Origin of the sequence: Vibrio sp. YMD68, from assembly GCF_029958905.1 — a bacterium.
GTDB lineage: Bacteria > Pseudomonadota > Gammaproteobacteria > Enterobacterales > Vibrionaceae > Vibrio.
This window is the reverse complement of the sequence record NZ_CP124613.1, coordinates 734,302-753,641: the sequence shown is the minus strand read 5'-3', so window position 1 is coordinate 753,641 and position 19,340 is coordinate 734,302. Positions and strand designations below refer to the sequence as shown.

The 19,340-nt window shown below is 45.1% G+C and carries 12 protein-coding genes; 7 read left to right on the top strand and 5 right to left on the bottom strand.

All coding sequences use genetic code 11. The features are described 5' to 3' along the window. Nucleotide 1: 1 nt before the first annotated feature. Entirely contained in the window at nucleotides 2–907 is a 906-nt protein-coding gene (locus QF117_RS03390) for a LysR substrate-binding domain-containing protein (RefSeq protein WP_282386137.1), read from the bottom strand. Nucleotides 908–1,029: 122 nt separating this feature from the next. Here QF117_RS03390 and QF117_RS03385 point away from each other — a divergent pair, with 122 nt between their 5' ends. Beyond that, nucleotides 1,030–2,283, top strand: a complete 1,254-nt coding sequence (locus tag QF117_RS03385) for a D-amino acid dehydrogenase (RefSeq protein ID WP_282384644.1) — start codon at nucleotides 1,030–1,032, stop codon at nucleotides 2,281–2,283. A 200-nt stretch (nucleotides 2,284–2,483) separates the two neighbouring features. On the opposite strand, the gene QF117_RS03380 is transcribed toward QF117_RS03385, so the two are convergent. The 4 genes from QF117_RS03380 to QF117_RS03365 all read right to left on the bottom strand — a co-directional run bounded on the left by QF117_RS03380 (nucleotide 2,484) and on the right by QF117_RS03365 (nucleotide 10,784). Then, the gene (locus tag QF117_RS03380) at nucleotides 2,484–4,100 is read right to left on the bottom strand and encodes a phospholipase D family protein (protein ID WP_282384642.1); all 1,617 of its coding nucleotides are present in this window, start codon (nucleotides 4,098–4,100) and stop codon (nucleotides 2,484–2,486) included. 347 nt (nucleotides 4,101–4,447) lie between these two features. Next, nucleotides 4,448–6,067 carry a methyl-accepting chemotaxis protein gene (locus QF117_RS03375; protein ID WP_282384641.1) on the bottom strand — a complete coding sequence of 540 codons (1,620 nt, stop codon included), beginning with the start codon at nucleotides 6,065–6,067 and terminating at the stop codon, nucleotides 4,448–4,450. A gap of 365 nt (nucleotides 6,068–6,432) precedes the next feature. Further along, on the bottom strand, nucleotides 6,433–8,613 hold the full coding sequence (locus QF117_RS03370) for a heparinase II/III family protein (RefSeq protein ID WP_282384640.1): 2,181 nt from the start codon (nucleotides 8,611–8,613) through the stop codon (nucleotides 6,433–6,435). After that, nucleotides 8,613–10,784, bottom strand: coding sequence for a heparinase II/III family protein (locus tag QF117_RS03365; RefSeq protein ID WP_282384638.1), 2,172 nt, complete (start codon nucleotides 10,782–10,784; stop codon nucleotides 8,613–8,615). The genes QF117_RS03370 and QF117_RS03365 overlap by 1 nt, the downstream gene beginning before the upstream one ends. A 309-nt stretch (nucleotides 10,785–11,093) precedes the next feature. Between QF117_RS03365 and QF117_RS03360 the strand changes: the two genes are divergently transcribed. The 6 genes from QF117_RS03360 (at nucleotide 11,094) to QF117_RS03335 (ending at nucleotide 19,268) form a co-directional block, all read left to right on the top strand. Continuing rightward, nucleotides 11,094–11,429 carry a cupin domain-containing protein gene (locus QF117_RS03360; protein WP_282384637.1) on the top strand — a complete coding sequence of 112 codons (336 nt, stop codon included), beginning with the start codon at nucleotides 11,094–11,096 and terminating at the stop codon, nucleotides 11,427–11,429. A 32-nt stretch (nucleotides 11,430–11,461) separates the two neighbouring features. Then, a complete protein-coding gene (locus QF117_RS03355) occupies nucleotides 11,462–12,394 on the top strand; it encodes a sugar kinase (RefSeq protein ID WP_282384636.1) in 933 nt (310 codons plus the stop codon). A 57-nt stretch (nucleotides 12,395–12,451) separates the two neighbouring features. Beyond that, on the top strand, nucleotides 12,452–13,075 hold the full coding sequence (locus QF117_RS03350) for a bifunctional 4-hydroxy-2-oxoglutarate aldolase/2-dehydro-3-deoxy-phosphogluconate aldolase (RefSeq protein ID WP_282384635.1): 624 nt from the start codon (nucleotides 12,452–12,454) through the stop codon (nucleotides 13,073–13,075). A 496-nt stretch (nucleotides 13,076–13,571) separates the two neighbouring features. Continuing rightward, complete coding sequence (locus QF117_RS03345) at nucleotides 13,572–15,332, top strand: transporter (protein WP_282384634.1); 1,761 nt, start codon at nucleotides 13,572–13,574, stop codon at nucleotides 15,330–15,332. 223 nt (nucleotides 15,333–15,555) lie between these two features. Beyond that, nucleotides 15,556–17,634, top strand: coding sequence for a DUF4962 domain-containing protein (locus tag QF117_RS03340; RefSeq protein ID WP_282384633.1), 2,079 nt, complete (start codon nucleotides 15,556–15,558; stop codon nucleotides 17,632–17,634). 302 nt (nucleotides 17,635–17,936) lie between these two features. After that, nucleotides 17,937–19,268 carry an AarF/ABC1/UbiB kinase family protein gene (locus QF117_RS03335; protein ID WP_282384632.1) on the top strand — a complete coding sequence of 444 codons (1,332 nt, stop codon included), beginning with the start codon at nucleotides 17,937–17,939 and terminating at the stop codon, nucleotides 19,266–19,268. Nucleotides 19,269–19,340: the final 72 nt, after the last annotated feature.

The following is a 19,340-nucleotide window of genomic DNA, read 5'->3' as shown; positions in this document are numbered from 1 at the left end:
ACTAAGCCTCCTTAAGCATTGATTCAGACACTTGAGAGCGAACCCACTGAGTAAAGCACTGCGCTGCTACTGAATGAGAATGAGCAATAAGAAAGTACCCGGCTTTTGCATTCATCGCTGGAAACGGTGCAACCAATCGGCCGCTAGATAACTCATCTTGGATCAAGGCCTCTCTTGCCATTGCAATGCCAACCCCAGCTTCCGCAGCTGACATTGCCATATCCGTTCGATTAAAGAAATGGCCTTTATCAACCGGTGTCGTTACACCATTTTTTTCCGCCCAATACTTCCATTCATGCTGTCTGATGGCCCCCGGCCAGGGCAGCGCATCGTGCAACAAGGTAACGCTAGACCAGCTTGTTGATTCCACCTGCTGCCCTTTAGATACATTGTGTTTGTCCAAATAATGGCGGCTCATGACAGGCATCAGCTTTTCTTCTAGCAACAATTCAGCATGAGAGTCACGATAAGGTATCGGGCCATAATCGATCACAACATCGAAATCTTGCGACGTGTGGTCGACCAGAGCACCTTCCGCATAGATTTGTACTTGAATGTCTGGATATAAACGATGAAACCCTTCTAGTCTCGGGACTAGCCATTTAAAAGCAAATGACGGAGTGAGTTTTAATCTTACTTCTGAAGAGCCCACGGAATGAGCTTGTAAACTCGCCAAAGCGGTATCAATATCTTGAAAGCTTGAGGACGCGACTCGGTGCAACAATTGCCCAGCTTCCGTCAAGGTGACACCACGGGAATGTCGATCAACTAATCGCACCCCTAGATTATTCTCAAGTTGAAGCAGTTGTTGGCTAATCGCCCCTGTCGTTAAACACTTTGCTTTCGCTGCGCCGGTCAAACTGCCCCGTTTACCGACTTCAACAAACGTCATCAATGCTGAAGCCATATTGCTTTTCAAGTACTTCACTTTCTGCCTTTAGAATTTCTATACACTGTTGTTAATTCTTATCGATTGTTAGCGATTTGTAAAACACACAAACTAGCGCCAACTGACAAGAAGGAAATGTAATGAAAGTAATTGTATTAGGTGGCGGTGTAATAGGGCTGACAAGTGCATGGTACCTCTCCCTTCAGGGACATTCGGTAACCGTTGTCGATAGGCAATCAGAATGTGGGAAAGAAACCAGCTTCGCCAACGCCGGTCAGATATCTTACGGTTATTCATCACCGTGGGCGGCGCCGGGTATTCCACTAAAAGCAATACAATGGCTAATGCAAGAACATGCCCCGCTCAAAATAAAACCGAGCCTTTCACCCGCGATGATCTCTTGGGCAAGTAAAATGCTCAAAAATTGCAGCGCTTCACATTACAACACCAACAAATCAAGAATGCTGCGCTTGGCGAATTATAGCCGAACGTGCCTAGGTGAGCTTAGAACAAATACCGACATTCAGTATCAGGGCCGTCAGCTCGGAACGTTGCAAGTCTTTAGAAACTCTAAACAGCTTATCGCTATAGAAAAAGACATGGCTCTGCTTAAGCAAAGTCACACTCAATTTTCTTTACTTGATACCCAAGGTTGCATCGAGAAAGAGCCCGCGCTCAAGCGAGTGCAAGAAAAAATCGTGGGAGGATTGCATTTACCTGATGACGAAACCGGAGACTGCTTTCTTTTCTGCCAACAGTTGACTGAATTGGCTAAGCAAGCTGGCGTTCACTTCCATTTTGATACTGACATTCATTCATTAACCCAAAACAACGGCGTCGTTGAATCCGTTGAAACCAGTCTTGGCCCGTTACAAGCCGATCATTATGTTGTCGCTTGCGGGAGTTACTCAGCCAAATTGCTCGCCCCACTTGGCATCCAATTACCGACTTACCCTGTAAAAGGTTATTCGCTGACATTACCCATTGATCACGTTGAACATGCGCCACAGTCAACCGTTATGGACGAAACTTATAAAGTCGCCATTACTCGATTTGAAGATCGTTTAAGAATTGCCGGGACAGCCGAATTGACCGACTTCGACCTGTCGATTCCTGACAAAAGGAAAGCCACCATTAATCGCGTAGTGAATGATCTGTTCCCTGATGTGGGTGATTTTGAGCAGGCTCAATATTGGACAGGTTTAAGGCCAATGACACCAGACGGTACCCCGGTGATAGGAAAAACACCCATTAAAAACCTATTCACTAATACCGGTCACGGTACGTTAGGCTGGACAATGGCGTGTGGTTCTGGGCAGTTGATCGCTGATATTGTCAGCAATAAAACACCTCAAATTGAGCATCATGATCTGAGTATGCAGCGCTACCTCTAAGCTAAAGGAAGCAATAAAAGTAAAATCAACTGAGGGCTGGCTCGATAGTTTTGTGCGACCGAATACTTGAGCCTGCCTCATCAAAAGGTGCACAGTCTCTGTTAGTCAGCCCTCAATGCTGAAATTCAAAACAATGCTGACATTCAAAACAGCGTGGAAATCAAAAATATGGCTCATGGCATGGATGTATAGCCTGATTTTTACAAGTATTTCTCAATCGGTAACAACTGTAGAAAACGAGACTTCACTCGCTCCCAGCGGCCCGTTTCAGGTTCGCTATTCCAGCTTTCTGAACCAGAGTGCCAGCGCACTTCGCCACTCTCAAGATCGACACGCCAACTGTGGTCTTCGTTCATCGTCTGATCCATCGCTTCTGCTAGGCGTTTAGCGACATCTTCATTGTCGATCACAAGTAGAGATTCGGTATTGAGATACGTTGAACGTAAATTGAAATTAAATGATCCGATGGTGGCTATTTTTCTGTCAAATACCGCTGATTTGGTGTGAAGCCCATACGGCGCTGATGGCGCGCATTTAGACACATCCTTGGTCGACATCTCACACAGTGTGCTATCGGGTTTCAACTCAAACAACTGAACACCACTTTCCAATATATCTAACCGTCGACCCGCGTAGCCCGAATGGTTGGTGAGCAGATCATTCGATGCCATTGAATTGGTTAACGCTTTGATTACGACACCTTCACTCGTCAACATTTGGGACATTTCTAGCTGCGACTCATCGAAGATCAAATAGGCCGACTCCAATAATATTTCGTGCTCTGATTGCTCAGCCAATTGGGCCATGAATCGCGCCGTCGCCTTGGGTTGGTTGGTGTTGGTTTCGTCAACAGGAACCGGGCGGTCCGACACATACTGAGCCTTAACCCAGCTCATTTGCTCCATTGTCTCGTTCAGCAACGTTTTCGCCGCCTTGTTTCCCTCAGGATTGCCGTCAGGTTTAGAATTGCCGTCAGGTTTAGAATTACCGTCAGGTAAAGCTGGATAGTCTGAATAGCGCGGCACTTCTACCTCACCAAAACCCGTCAACCCAGCCAAATCTGTAATATTATTCAGATCAGCAAAATCGACTGTGGCTTCGCCCCCTAGCAAGTGAACAGGATAAGACCAGTCACTGTCCCAGTATTGGGCAAAGCTTTCCTCTATATCTGCGACCACAGCGCCCATGACCAGTGCGTCTCGGTCACGAAAGTTAATGTCATCAGAAAGGTCAAAATACTCATCGCCAATATTTCGCCCTCCCACAACCGACAGAGCGCCATCAACCGTGAATGACTTATTGTGCATACGGCGATTTAAACGAGAGAAATCCCCCAATACACTCACCAGCTTGGACACCCCGCCACGACTTGGCGCTGGATTATAAATGCGGATCTCTATATCTGGGTGAGAATCGAGTGTGGTCAACAAGTTTTCTCGTTCATTCAGGTTGATATCATCCAACATCAAGCGAACTTTTACCCCACGTTCTGCCGCTGCCACCAAGCGGCTTGCCAAGTAACGGCCAGAAACATCGGAGTTCCATATGTAATATTGAATATCGATACTGTGCTCTGCGGTTTCAATGAGTGCCAACCTCTGAGCTAACGCGTCCCATCCAGTATCAAGAACCGAGACAGCACTCATTCCAATGTTGGGTTGCGCTAGCTGGTAGGCATCACTCATCTGAGACAATGTGCTGCTTTGCTGGCTAACCACCGGCACTGCTGAGTGGGACACTTTTTCAGGAAGTGATGCGCATCCGGTGAGGGTAGCAACGAAAAACAAAGTGACACGAATGTGTTGAAGCACAGCCATTGATAACATTTCCTTTCTAACTTGGAATGACCATTTCAAGAGGGTTCTTGCCATGATTTATTACACTGATCGAGTTTATGGGCGTAGCTCTTTGGGGCATAGATCTATAAGACATAGCTCTATAAAACATAGCTCTATAGGACATAGCTCCTTGAAACCTACCTTTCAGGCAAACACGCAATAACCCGTGGTTTGAAGAGAGTATAACAAACAAGGTGGCCTCTTCTCTCAACTGATTTATTTATTCATTGGGGAAATCAGGCAGCCAGACAATCAACAATGCAATAGCAATTGGGGAAACAAAAAAGCGAGCCACATAGGCTCGCTGATTGATTCACACTTAACGGCTAAACAATAAAGTGTTTAAGCTGTTTGCCAAGTGCCGTTGCTGTTTCATTCAGAGCATAGCTCTCAGAAGTTAAATGCTGAGCGCCTTGGCTGATTTCATCCGCTGCGTTATGAATATTAGTCACCGTCGTATTTATCTCCCCCGTTACGGCCCCTTGCTGTTCTGTGGCAGTAGCGACTTGCATGATCATATCGTTAGCATGGGAAACGAGCGTTGAGATCTGCTCCAAAGCCACTTGAATTTGCTCGGTATTTTCTACACACACCTGGGTTTGCGTTGTGCACTCTGACATTGATTGAACCGATCTCATGCTGCTCTCATCAAGCTTGTTAATCGTTTCTTGAATTTCGATCGTTGACTGCTGCGTTCGGCTGGCTAAGCTTCGTACTTCATCAGCCACAACGGCAAAACCTCGGCCTTGTTCTCCCGCACGTGCAGCCTCAATAGCGGCATTGAGCGCCAACAGATTCGTTTGCTCTGATACGCCTTGAATAACCTGCGTAACATTACCAATTTCGTCGACACCCACTTTTAGCTCACCCACTCGAGCATCAGAGATTTGAATACCTTTTGATACATTATGAATAGATTCAAGAGCTTTGTTCATTAACTGATGGCTAGATACCACCTGACCGTTAATTTCAGATGTTGACGTTGAAGCAGTTTCTGCATTATGGGCCACTTCATTGATGGTTGAATTCATTTCTTCCATCGCCTCAGACAACTGCGATAACTGTTGGTGTTGATCGGTGATGGAGTGCGACCATTGCTCTGTGGCTGCCGCTATAGTGCCACTCATTGCAATGGACTGCTCTGTGCTTTCACTTGCTGTTTTTAGCGTCGTTCTAATGGCTTGAGAAGCAGAGTGCAGTGCGGCTGATATTTCCCCTATTTCATCTTTTCTCGTTATGGTGAAATCTTGAGTAAGATCCCCTTCTTCGAGCTTTTTCACTCTAGCGATCAAAGTACTTAAAGGTTGGCAAATATCGTTGGCAATCATGATACCGAAAACAATAAGGAGCACCAAAACAACAGCAATTTTACCTACTTGCCCGATGGTATTCTCCATAAAACGAGACTCAATATCGAGCAGATGGACTCCTGTCCCTATCACCCAGTTCCATTGAGTAAAGTTTTCTACGTAAGAGACTTTTTCCGAAGTTTCACCGTTAGGGGCTACCCAAGCGTAAGTCAAAAATCCTTCCCCTACCCCACGACCAATCGTTGTCATTTCTAACCAATGCTGTTTTCCCGAAGCATCGGTGACCGATTGCATCGATTGACCTTCTTGAGTCTTACGCAGGGGATGCATTATTAAGGTATTGTCAGTATCGACGATCCAAAAATAATTTTTTCCTTCAAAGCGCATCGATTCCAAAGCGAGTTTAGCTTCTGTTTGTGCTTGTTCTTGATCATTCGGGTACTTGTTGGAATAGTACTGAACCAAACTCACCGCCGCCTTGACTTGTTCTTTCATTGCGGATTTCCGATCGGAAACATCCGTTTGATAGGATTGATGTAAATGAAAAACAGTGGTCATTAACATCAGCGTCGCGGCAATAGCAACCAAGCCCATCAACTTGGTTTTTACCTTGTATTTTTGTAATACGCTCATCATTGAAATTTCCTTAACAATAGTATCTTTCGGCAGTGCAACGGGTAGTATAGTAGCTGAAATCATGACATATAGATATTTTGAATCTCATGAATGAGAACTCATCCAACATGGTGATATCTAACCGCCAAAAGAAGAAAAATGTCCCTCCTTCCTACCCTTTCTATCAATGCTTAACTAGTAATGCTTGCCAATAAGGCTTGCTAGTAATGAAAGCGATATAGAAGCGGTAAACGGAATCTCAATATAAAAAGCCGGATACTTCATATCGCATCCGGCTATTAACTTACTGTTCACTCTGTGCTTAGATTGAACAATGCTTAAATTGAACAGTGCTTAGATTTGAAAGTGCTCAGATTTAAAAGTGATTAGATCTGAGCGAATGATCCTTCCCAGGTGAATGTTTCACCGGCAAATTCAACCGTATGTGTTGATTGTTGCTTATCTTCAACTTGGTTAGAAATACCGTAGTGATAAGTGTTACCTGACGTTGTTGCAATGCGAATCACTGTGCCTACCTCGTTGTGGCCAACAACCGTCACTGACTCAACTAAACCACGTGCGTTAGTCGATTGCTCAAACTCTTCATTGAAGTAGCCGTGAGTTTCTAGCACTGATGCAAAAACATGGTCTTTGCCAGACTGACGCATGATCATTGCTGGCTCGCTGCGCAGGTTGAAATCAGGATCGTTAGCACCTAGGCGAGCAAAAATCACTTCACTGTCAGCCGCTGCACTGGTGACTAGTGAGTAGTAGCTGTTGTTCACCAGCCAGCTGACTAGAGAGCTTGTTCTTTCTGATGAATGAGGAACTTTACCTGAACCTAGGTTCCAAAGATGTTGGTAGCCATCAGAGTCGCCCACAGGTTTCAGTGTAGATTCGGTTTGGTATTCAAAATCAGTACGGATGATTTGACCCGAGTAATGCACAGGAAGATCATATTGATTCTCTTGCTCAGACTCGATGCGGTAAACATCAATCACTAGTGGCTTTTCGAATTCAGGAAGATCAGCCAGAAGAATACTGCGCTGCATTTCAGTCCCTTCGTAGTAACCTGAGATACGTCCACTCATGCCTTGCAGTTTTTCATTCTCGATGTTGAAGAAGTGCTTCTCACCAAACTTCGACTCTGCCAATGCCGTGTTGAAGTTGTTTTGTGTCTTCTGGTTAACTGTCACTGTGTTGTGAGCCACCGTCTGCTTACAGTAAGACTTGTTCTCTGGGATGTAACGACCGCCAAATTTCGGCTCAACGTTAACCCAACGACCGTAACCATAATCGTGAAGCACTTCGTGGCCACGGTTGAACACACTTAGGTGTAAACCATCGTAGTGACCGTGATCGAGCGCTGAATGGTACTGGTGATCAGAACCGTGCTGACCAAACCAGATAAGCGCCATCGTGTCGTCATCTTTCTCGTCACGGTGACGTAGAATACCTAGACCACCCTTCTCGCCTTCAGGGCCATCAGTGATGTAGAGGCTGCCCCAGTTAAATGGCTTGATTTCATCAGCCGCTTCAACTGCGTTAGACAGTGTTTGGCCTGATGCGTGAACCCATACGTTTTGCTGGTGATTCGCCATCGCAAGAAGCGTTTCGGCTTGCTCGTAACGGTGGAAACACACAGAGGTTGCCATCACTACGCCTTCATCGTTGATAGAGATCGTTTTCGATGAATCGTTACAAGCAGGCAATGAACCGTCTGGGAAAGCTGTTTTAAATACCGCGTAAGATGTGGTCTTAATGACTGAGTCGTTGAACTCGTAGATGCCAATTTCTGGCTGACGACGTTCAATCGCTTCTGCGAACAGGTAGATTGGACGCAGAGAGAAACGGTGGTAGTAAGGACCTTCCATGTAGTAGCCGTCTGGCGAGAACAGTTGGTCGAGTTGCGCTAAGAAACCGCCGCTCACTTTGTCCAACTTCAAGCCGTACATGGCTTTGTCTACAGACTCTTGATCGTTGATTGCGTAACCACAGATACCAACCGCGGCAACAGCCCACAAACCGTGGTTGTGAACGATGTCAAAGTCATGGCCGTAAGTTACAACGAAAAGGTCAATCATTTGCTTAAACAGATCCGTTTCAATCAACGTTTTCTGATCGTCTTCAAGCGTATGGTAAACACAGCTGTATGCACATGACGCGTAAAGCATCCACATGTTTTCGTTTAATGTTTGGTGGAAAATCTTGCCCGGTGGGTTCGTATCTTTACTCACATTGCTTTCAAGCGTTGGGTACACTTTCGCGTACGCCGTTAGCATTTCTACAATGTAATCACGGTATTTCGCTTCTTCAGTGATCAGGAATAAACGACCCGCTAAATCCATGTGTATGTAGTTTTGCTTATGGCGGTTATGTTCGTAACCCCCACCTTCACCGTGTCCAGGGACTTCGATGCCAACTTCAGTCATGTAAGCATCTGTTTGAGCGATATCACGTGATAACGCTTTTCCTAATAGGCTATCCTTGCCAAGATCTTTACGAAGTTCCGCTGCTTCCTCAAAGTTCATTAATAGCGGTTGATAAGCTTGTGGTTGATAGCTCATTATTTATTCTCCTGCTTTGACGTCGCTACTTCTGAAATAGAGATGTCTAGTGAGTAGTAGCCTGTCCAGCTGTATGTTTTATCGTTAAATTCTACTTGGTGTTTGGTTTCACCTGATGCATCAGCCTGGTTGCTGATCATCAGGGTAATAACTGATTTCTTTGTCGTGATTTCAATGATGGAAGCGATGTCACTGTGCCCAATCACTTGAATGTTTTGTACTTGACCACGCGCATTAACAGACTGTTCAAACTCTTCGTTGAAATAGCCATGTGTTTCAAGTACTGACGCAAATAAGGTGGATTCGCCTCGGCTACGCAAAATGAATGCAGGCTCACAGCGCAGGTTAAAGCTAGGATCGTTTGCCCCACTGCGAGTAAAAATCACTTCCGCATTATTGTTTGAACTCGTACCAAGCCAAGTGTTGTAACTGTTGTCTTGGAGCCAGCTCACTAATGCCAGTTCATTGGCTTGCCCTTGCGCCACCTTCCAAAGGTGCTGATAGCCGTTGTCATCGCCTAGGGTCTTCAGTTCTTGGAATGTCTCATAGGCAAAGTTAGTGTGTATGATTTGACCACCATATTGATGAGAATAATCGTATTGATGCTCTCCTTCTCCGGCGAGTCGATATAGGTCAATCAAAAGAGGCGCTTCTAATTCCTCTAGATTGAGAAGAAAAGCACTGCGTTGCTGCTCAAAACCATCATGGTGAGCGTTCGCAAATGCGCTCATGCCTTTGATGTTACTATCATCAACGTTAAAGAAGTGCGGTATACCATGCACAGAGTCCGCGCGTTCAACATCAAAATTATTCTGACAAGTTTCATCGATAGTCACGCTATTGTGCGCAATGGTTTGACGTGCATACGATGGGTTTTCAGGTAGATAACGACCACCAAATTTAGGTTCAACGTTTATCCAACGAGCAAACCCGTATTCGCGCAGCACTTCATGGCCACGATTAAAGAGTGTAATACCCAGGGTGTCGAAGTGACCGTGGCCCATGCCGTGCTGGCCGTAGTTCATCACCAATTGGGTCACATCGCCTTGTTTATCCTGCATACGGATAAAACCCTGTGCTCCTTGGTCGCCATGTGGACCTTCACTTAATTGCATGCTCGGCCAGTTAGGTAGACCGATATCGCGCTCTTTCGATGCACGCTCATAAGCATTAGAGAGCTCAAGGCCGCAAGCGTTCATCCACACTCCACCTTGAATCTTTGCCATGCCTAGAATGTTATCATCCAGTTCATAGTGTTTTGCGTAAACACTCACGGCCACTTGAACGCCAGCATCATTAATGCTCATGCTTTGTGATGCATCATTGAGTGCGGGAAACACGCCATTTGGATAGGCCGTAGCAAGTAATGCTTGAACCGTTTTACCAACCAGGCCATTTTTATAGCGGTAGATATCAACCTCAGGCAGATGGCGGTGAATAATTTCAGCGAACAGAACCAACGGGCGAATGGTAAACCGTGAGTAATAAGGTCCTTCCAAGTAGTAGCCTGAGGGTGAAAAAAGGTTCGAAACTTGATCTAAAAATCCGCTAGTAGCGTTACGCTCTTTGCCGTACACCGCCATATCTAGATACTCTAATTTTCCGATGGCAACGGCGCACGCACCGACCGCAGCAACGGCCCAGACGCCATGGTTGTGAATGTGATCAAAACGATGCGCGTATTTTTCAATACTCATTTCAATCATAGGCATAAAAAGACGCTCAACGATACGTTGCCGCTGTTCTTCGGTCATTGTTGAGGCGACACAAGAATAAGCAATACTAGTAAACAGTAGCCAGCCGTGCTCATTAAGAATTTGATGAAACAAGCGACCTGTCGGATTGGTATTTTTTTGAATCTGGTAACCGAGACCGAGATACTTGTCGGTGTATTGCTCTAGCAATCTAACCACAAAATCGGCGTATTTTTGCTCTTTTGTAATCACAAAAAGGCGGCCGGCTATGTTCATATACGTGTAGTTATCTTTATGACGGTTGTGCTCATAGCTCCCACCATCACCATGACCAGGAACATCCAAGGGCAAACTCATAAACGATTCAAGCGCCTCAATGTTCTTAGCGATCGCCTTACCCATTATGGTAGGGTGCCCAACCTCTTGGTGAAGTTGCTCGATTTCCTCACTGGTAAACAAAATAGGTTGTATCGTCATGGTTGCCATCACCGTCAAATTAGAGTGTTAGTATAATACTCGCAATAAAGTAATACAATATTACTGAACAGGATAGCGAATCGTCGCAAAACAATGATTAACGTCACAACAAGAGCACCAACGCCTCACGCATAAAGACTTTACAATCCGAAATTACATCATGACGATGGCTTTCTGTGCTTAGGAATAGTGACATCACCTTGATGAACATCACACAATATTAACTATATTGTATTACAATTGGTTTTTATCTATTATGATACCTAGCAATCAATATAGAACCCGTAATCAGTTTTGGAGAACACCAGTATGAATCCTTTCTTTTCTATTCAAGAAACCCCTTGGGAAGAAGTTGGCGGTGGTATTAAACGTAAGATCGTTGGTTACACAGACGAATTAATGCTCGTTCATCTTTGCTTTGACAAAGGCGCTATTGGTGCACCACACACTCACGATATTCATGACCAAATTGGTTATGTCGTCAGCGGAAGCTTTGAAGCTGAAATCGATGGCGTGAAAAAAGTACTCAAAGCTGGCGATGCTTACATTGCGCCTAAAAACGTGATGCACGGTGCCGTTGCCCTAGAGCAAGACAGCATTCTGCTTGATGCTTTTTCACCGCTACGTGCAGACTTCTTAAAATAATCTAGCGCAATGTCAGTTGCTAAGGTACTTACATGAAATCATTTAACATCGCAGTCATTGGCGAGTGCATGGTGGAGCTACAAACTAAAGAAGAAGGGCTTAAACAAGCATTTGGCGGCGACACGCTTAACACCGCACTTTATCTTTCTCGCTTAACAAAAACACGCAATGTTAAGACCAGTTATGTTACTGCGTTAGGGCAAGACTCTTTTAGCTCTGATATGCTTTCAGCATGGCAAAGTGAAGGTATTGATACTCGCCTTGTCAACCGCATGGATGACAAACAACCAGGTCTTTACTACATTGAAACCGATAGTACTGGTGAGCGTAGCTTCTTTTACTGGAGAAACGACGCAGCGGCTCGTTACTTATTCGACCAAAGCAACGCCGAAGCGCTTGTAGGATCATTGCTAGAGTTTGATGCTGTGTACCTAAGTGGTATTACGTTGGCTATCTTAACTGAAAATGGCCGGAGCGTTCTTTTCAACATGCTTGAGCAATTTAAAGCAAAAGGTGGACAAGTATTCTTCGACAACAACTACCGTCCTAAACTTTGGGCGAGTCAAGAAGAAGCGCAAACCCAGTACACGAAAATGCTTAGCCTAACCGATACAGCACTGCTTACTTTCGACGACGAGCAAGAGCTTTACGGCGACGATGATGTGGAGCAATGCATTGATCGTACAGCCAAAGCGGGTGTCAAAGAGATCGTCATAAAGCGTGGTGGAGATGACTGTTTAGTTGTCGATGGTGACAATGCGTCTTACGTTTCGCCAAACAAAGTGACGTCCATTGTCGATACAACCGCAGCGGGCGATTCGTTCAGCGCAGGATTCTTAGCAAAACGTTTGTGCGGTGGTAATCCACGAGAAGCGGCTTTTGCTGGTCACTGTGTCGCCGGTACTGTGATTCAGTATCAAGGCGCGATTATCCCAATTGATGCAATGCCAGACCTTTCCTTATAATTTTTAGCGAGGCTTAGTGAAACCGCTAAGCCCAAAAACAGACAAGAGAATACCGTCATGACAACACTAAATGAACAGTTAGCAAACCTGAAAGTCATTCCCGTTATCGCAATCAATAAAGTAGAAGACGCCATTCCACTAGGACGCGCCTTAGTAGAAAACGGGATGCCTTGTGCTGAAATCACGTTACGTACTGAGTGTGCTATTGAAGCGATCCGCGTGATGCGTAAAGAATTCCCAGATATGCTGATCGGTTCTGGCACGGTGTTAACCAATGAGCAAGTTGATGCATCTATCGATGCCGGCGTTGACTTCATTGTAAGCCCAGGCTTTAACCCGCGTACCGTTCAGTACTGCTTAGACAAAGGCGTTGCTATCGTTCCTGGTGTTAATAACCCTAGCCTTGTTGAGCAAGCAATGGAGATGGGTCTACGTACTCTAAAATTCTTCCCTGCTGAGCCATCAGGTGGTGTTGGCATGCTGAAAGCACTAACCGCTGTTTACCCAGTCAGCTTTATGCCGACAGGTGGTGTTAGCCTTAAGAATGTAGATGAGTACCTTTCAATTCCTTCAGTGCTTGCATGTGGCGGCACTTGGATGGTTCCGACGAAGCTTATGGATGAAGGTAAATGGGACGAGCTTGGTGAACTGGTTCGCGATGCGGTTAAGCACGTAAGTTAAACGCTTTTTCCTATCCTCATATCCGACAAACGAGCCAATTGGCTCGTTTTTTATATGTGCAAGATAACTAGAGCATGTTGATCTTTCACGGTTCAATTTTGTTCGAGATAAAATGACTGCATATCCAATCCTCTTCCTTGTCAAAATTCCCAGCAAGTTGCTGCAAGAATCCGCCCTAAGCTTTTGATGTAGATAAATGGTATAGGATACAGAAGGTAGAGTTTCCCATTGAGGTTCTCTACTTACGGGTATCGAGAACAATAAATAGATAATATTGTATTATTATATAGCTGTTATTTATTGTTAAACTTTAGTGCGCCACGTGTTAAACCTTTTGTTTTATGGCTTTAAACCCGACCCTCTCGTATGATTTCGCTCAATCTTTTCCGTAAAAACATGAGAAACCGATCACGATAAAGGCTTATTGTAGTACAAATAAAATTAAATTGGAGTAATCTAGACAGCAGTTAATTATCAAACCTAAAAGGCTGTAAAAATGACTATCGAAACTCTTGTTGTTCTTGCCTACTTCTTTTTCTTAATCGCTATTGGTTGGATGTTCCGTAAATTCACAACCTCGACCAGTGATTACTTCAGAGGAGGCGGTAAAATGTTGTGGTGGATGGTAGGTGCAACTGCATTCATGACACAATTTTCAGCATGGACGTTTACCGGAGCCGCAGGACGCGCATTCAGTGATGGCTTTGTCATTGTAATCCTCTTCTTAGCCAACGCATTTGGCTACTTCATGAATTACATGTATTTCGCACCGAAATTTCGCCAATTACGTGTTGTTACAGCCATTGAAGCCATTCGCCAACGTTTCGGTAAAGCTTCTGAGCAAGCATTTACTTGGGCCGGCATGCCTGACAGCTTGATTTCAGCGGGCATTTGGCTGAACGGTCTGGCTATCTTCGTTGCCGCTGTATTCAATATCCCGATGGAAACCACCATCATTGTAACCGGGCTTGTTCTTGTCGCCATGGCGGTAACCGGTGGCTCATGGGCTGTTGTCGCTTCTGATTTCATGCAAATGCTTGTTATCATGGCAGTTACTATTACCTGTGCGGTTGCGGCATACTTCCACGGTGGTGGCATTTCAAACATCGTTGCGAACTTCGATGGCGACTTCATGTTAGGTAATAACCTAAACTACGTCAGCATCTTTATTCTTTGGGTTGTGTTTATCTTCGTTAAGCAGTTCGGCGTGATGAACAACAGCATCAACGCTTACCGTTACCTTTGTGCAAAAGACAGTGAGAACGCTCGTAAAGCAGCAGGCCTTGCTTGTATCTTAATGGTTGTTGGCCCACTAATCTGGTTCCTACCCCCTTGGTATGTAAGCGCATTCATGCCAGATTTTGCTCTACAATATGCTTCAATGGGTGACAAAGCGGGCGACGCTGCTTACCTTGCATTCGTACAAAACGTAATGCCAGCGGGTATGGTTGGTCTGTTAATGTCAGCTATGTTTGCAGCAACCATGTCTTCAATGGACTCCGGCTTGAACCGTAACGCGGGTATCTTCGTTATGAACTTCTACAGCCCTATCCTGCGCAAAGACGCAACTCAACGCGAATTGGTTATTGTAAGTAAAGTCACCACCATTGCTATGGGTCTTCTAATTATTAGTATCGGCTTATTCATTAACTCGCTGCGTCATCTAAGCCTATTTGACATCGTCATGAACGTGGGTTCTTTAATCGGCTTCCCAATGCTTATCCCGCCTCTACTAGGTATGTGGATCCGCAAGACTCCTGACTGGTCAGGTTGGTCAACACTGGTTGTCGCAGGTTTTGTTTCTTACATTTTCGGTATCACGCTGCAAGCTGAGCACATCGAAAACCTATTTGGAATGGAACAAGAACTAACCAGTCGTGAATGGAATGACTTGAAAGTAGGCCTAAGCTTGGCTGCGCACGTCGTGTTCACTGGTGGCTACTTCATGCTAACGTCTCTGTTCTATAAAGGCCTAACCGCTGAGCGTGAAAAAGAAGTCGATCAACTGTTCATTAACTGGAACACTCCTGTCGTTTCAGAAGGCGCAGAACAAAAAGACCTTGATACTAAACAGCGTGCAATGCTAGGTAAACTTATCAGCACAGCAGGTTTCGGTATCCTAGCGATGGCTCTGATTCCAAACGAGCCAACCGGGCGCTTACTGTTCTTGTTATGTGGCTCCATCGTTCTGACGGTAGGTATTCTACTTGTCAATGCTTCTAAGACTGGTGCTCGACAACTCGAAACAGCAAAATAGAGCACGCATAGTCTCACTTTATAAGCCCATGTATTCCCCCGAATCATGGGCTTTTTTTATTTTTAGTTCGGTCTTTGCTTGGCATTGTCCACAGAGATTCATGTGCCTTAAGTCTAAAAACCGCTCAAAAACACGACTTTTTTATCGCACCCCAACCTCATTTGTATTACAATAAGATGTAATACAGTTGACTATATAATTACCACTGAATAAGAGAGTGAACATGACTGATAATAAGCCTCTTGATGCCATCAGAAAGATGAAGCTGGAAAACGATACTTCCGCCGGCAACCTGGTAGACTTACTCCCTATCGAAGTACAAAAACGTGACTTCGACCTATCGTTCCTAGACAACTTGAGCCAAGAACGACCACGCCTTTTAGTTCAAGCAAACGATCTAGCAGAATTTAAAGCGAAGGTGCAGGCCGATGAATCACACTGCATGTTCGATGATTTCTACAACAAAGCAACGGTTAAGTTCCTAGACACTGCACCTTACGAAGAGCCACAAGCTTACCCAGAAGAAACTGTAGGTAAAGCGTCTTTATGGCGTCCTTATTGGCGTCAAATGTACGTAGATTGCCAAATGGCGCTTAACGCGACACGTAACTTATCTATCGCAGGTATTGTAAAAGAAGACGAAGAGCTTATCGCGAAAGCAAAAGCTTGGACTCTTAAACTTTCTACTTACGATCCTGAAGGTGTGACTTCTCGTGGTTACAACGATGAAGCAGCATTCCGCGTAATTGCAGCAATGGCTTGGGGTTACGACTGGTTACATGCGTACTTTACAGATGCAGAGCGTCAACAAGTTCAAGATGCACTGATTGAGCGTTTAGACGAAATTATGCACCACCTAAAAGTGACGGTTGATCTACTAAATAACCCACTAAACAGCCACGGTGTTCGTTCAATTTCTTCTGCTATCATCCCAACGTGTATCGCGCTTTACCACGATCACCCGAAAGCAGGCGAGTACATTGCATACGCACTAGAATACTACGCAGTACACTACCCACCATGGGGTGGAGAAGACGGTGGCTGGGCGGAAGGTCCTGACTACTGGAACACACAAACGGCATTCTTGGGTGAAGCATTTGATCTACTGAAAGCATACTGTGGCGTAGATATGTTCAATAAAACATTCTACGAAAACACTGGTGATTTCCCACTTTACTGTATGCCTGTTCACTCTAAACGTGCGAGCTTCTGTGACCAATCATCAATTGGTGATTTTCCAGGACTTAAACTGGCTTATAACATCAAGCACTATGCGGGTGTAAATCAAAAAGCAGAATACGTTTGGTACTACAACCAGCTTAAGGGCCGCGATACGGAAGCGCACACTAAGTTCTACAACTTCGGTTGGTGGGACTTTGGTTACGACGACCTTCGCTTCAACATCCTTTGGGATGCACCAGAAGAGAAAGCACCGTCAAATGATCCATTATTGAAAGTGTTCCCAATTACAGGTTGGGCGGCATTCCACAATAAGATGACAGAGCGCGATGAGCATATCCACATGGTATTTAAGTGCTCACCATTTGGTTCTATTTCTCACTCACACGGAGACCAGAACGCATTTACTTTACATGCATTTGGCGAAACTCTTGCTGCTATCACAGGTTACTACGGTGGTTTCGGTGTTGACATGCATACTAAGTGGCGTCGTCAAACATTTTCTAAGAACTTGCCGCTATTTGGTGGCAAAGGCCAGTATGGAGAGAACAAGAACACAGGCTACGAAAACCACCAAGATCGTTTTTGTATCGAAGCGGGTGGCACAATCTCTGACTACGACACAGAATCTGATGTGAAGATGGTTGAAGGTGATGCAACGGCATCTTACAAGTACTTCATTCCTGAGATCGAATCTTACAAACGTAAGATTTGGTTCGTGCAAGGTAAAGTATTCGTCATGCAAGACAAGGCAACGCTTTCTGAAGAGAAAGACATGACTTGGCTAATGCACACGACGTTCGCTAACGAAGTGGCTGAAAAAGCATTCACTATCCGTGGTGAGAAAGCGCACCTAGATGTGAACTTCATCAACGAGTCGGCTGACAACATCACATCAGTGAAGAATGTTGAAGGCTTTGGCGACGTAGACCCGTACGAATACCAAGATCTTGAGATCCACCGTCACGTTGAAGTGGAATTCAAGCCATCTAAAGAGCACAACATCCTGACGCTTCTTGTCCCTAATAAAAACAACGGCGAACAGGTTGAAGTCACACACAAGGTAGAAGGCAATACACTGCTTCTTACGGTTGACGGTGAAACCGTCACCATTGAGTTGTAATTGATCACTCTTTTAACACGATCATGCAGCCGAGCTTGGCTGATACAACTCCGCTGGTAACGTGAGTGGGTTAAGCTTCAAGGGGCTCTAGATTTTTATCTAGAGCCCCTTTTTTTACCTTTCTAACGATAAATCCATCATCGCTTGTGATCAAAAGAGAGCATTCTCTCGTATTGATGTGCTGTATTCACAATAACTCTGTATCCTAATAAATCGAGCATTCGGTTTTAAACGCTTGCCTTCAAACTGACCTAAATTTAAACGCCAGACAGACTGACACCGCTAAATAAGAGAGTATTTTCATGTCGCAAAAAGAAAGAAGCTTACCGACTCATCGTCTTTCTCGGTTTAGTAAATTCGCATCCCTGGCGACACGCGTTGCGGGTAATGTGCTGACAGAAGGCACAAAACAAATCGTGAAAGGGAATCGCCCTACGACGAAAGACCTTCTTCTGACACCGAAAAATATATCGCGCCTCACTGATCAACTTGCTCACCTTCGCGGCGCCGCAATGAAGCTTGGGCAAATGCTGTCGATGGACGCTGGCGACCTGTTAGATCCTGAGTTAGCGAATATATTAGCTCGTTTGCGCTCCGATGCCGACCCGCTGCCCGCGAAGCAGTTAAACCAGGTGTTGGAAGATGCCTTAGGCACAAGTTGGAAGAGCGAATTCATGGCCTTTAACTTTAAGCCCATAGCCAGTGCATCTATAGGCCAAGTTCACCAGGCCTACAATGATGCCGGAGATAAACTCGCGGTAAAAATACAATACCCAGGTATTCGACAAAGCATCAACAGCGATGTTGATAACGTCGGGACACTACTAAAAATAGTCGGTCTCATCCCTGAATCCGTCGATTATCAATCATTGCTCGAAGAAGCGAAAAAACAGTTACACGATGAAGCCGATTACGGCAGGGAAGCGGAATTCGCGATACGCTATCACACCGCGTTGCAGAACAATGAACACTTTGTGGTGCCACGAATTTACCCAGAAGTCTCATCAAATTCAGTGTTGGCGATGGCGTTCATTGACGGGCGTTCGATAGAACAAATTGAGCGTTTTGATCAACCGACACGCGACCGTGTGATGCACCGTTTACTCGAACTGATGTTTAAAGAGTTGTTTGACCTCAAAATGGTACAGACCGACCCAAATTTTGCGAACTACCTGTATCTTGAACAAACGCAACAAATCGGATTGCTCGATTTCGGTGCCACTCGTGAGTACAGTGATCGCTTTAGTGATGGCTATCGCGATGCGTTCAGTGCGGTCGTCAATCACGATGAAGACGGCTTGAATAAGGCGCTCGAACAAATAGGTTTTTTCAGCGAAAGCATTGAACCCACTCAACGCAAAGCGGTTCTCGATCTAGTTAAAATGGCGTGTGAACCGATGTTAACCGACGAACTATACGATTTTAAAACAAGTGAGTTATCTCAACGATTACGAGAAGCCGGTACCATATTAAGCATGGAGCAAGACTATTGGCATACCCCTCCTGCCGATGCCATTTTCTTACACCGAAAAATTGCAGGGATGTACTTACTTGCCGCGAGAATTGAAGCCAAGGTTAACATTCACCGCTTGGTTGCCCCTTATCTGACACTCAATCCCACACGCGAAGCATAGCGATGGTGAGCAAAAACGGCTCACTATCACTACGCTATTCCATGACCAACCGGTCCGTTTTCTACAAAACAA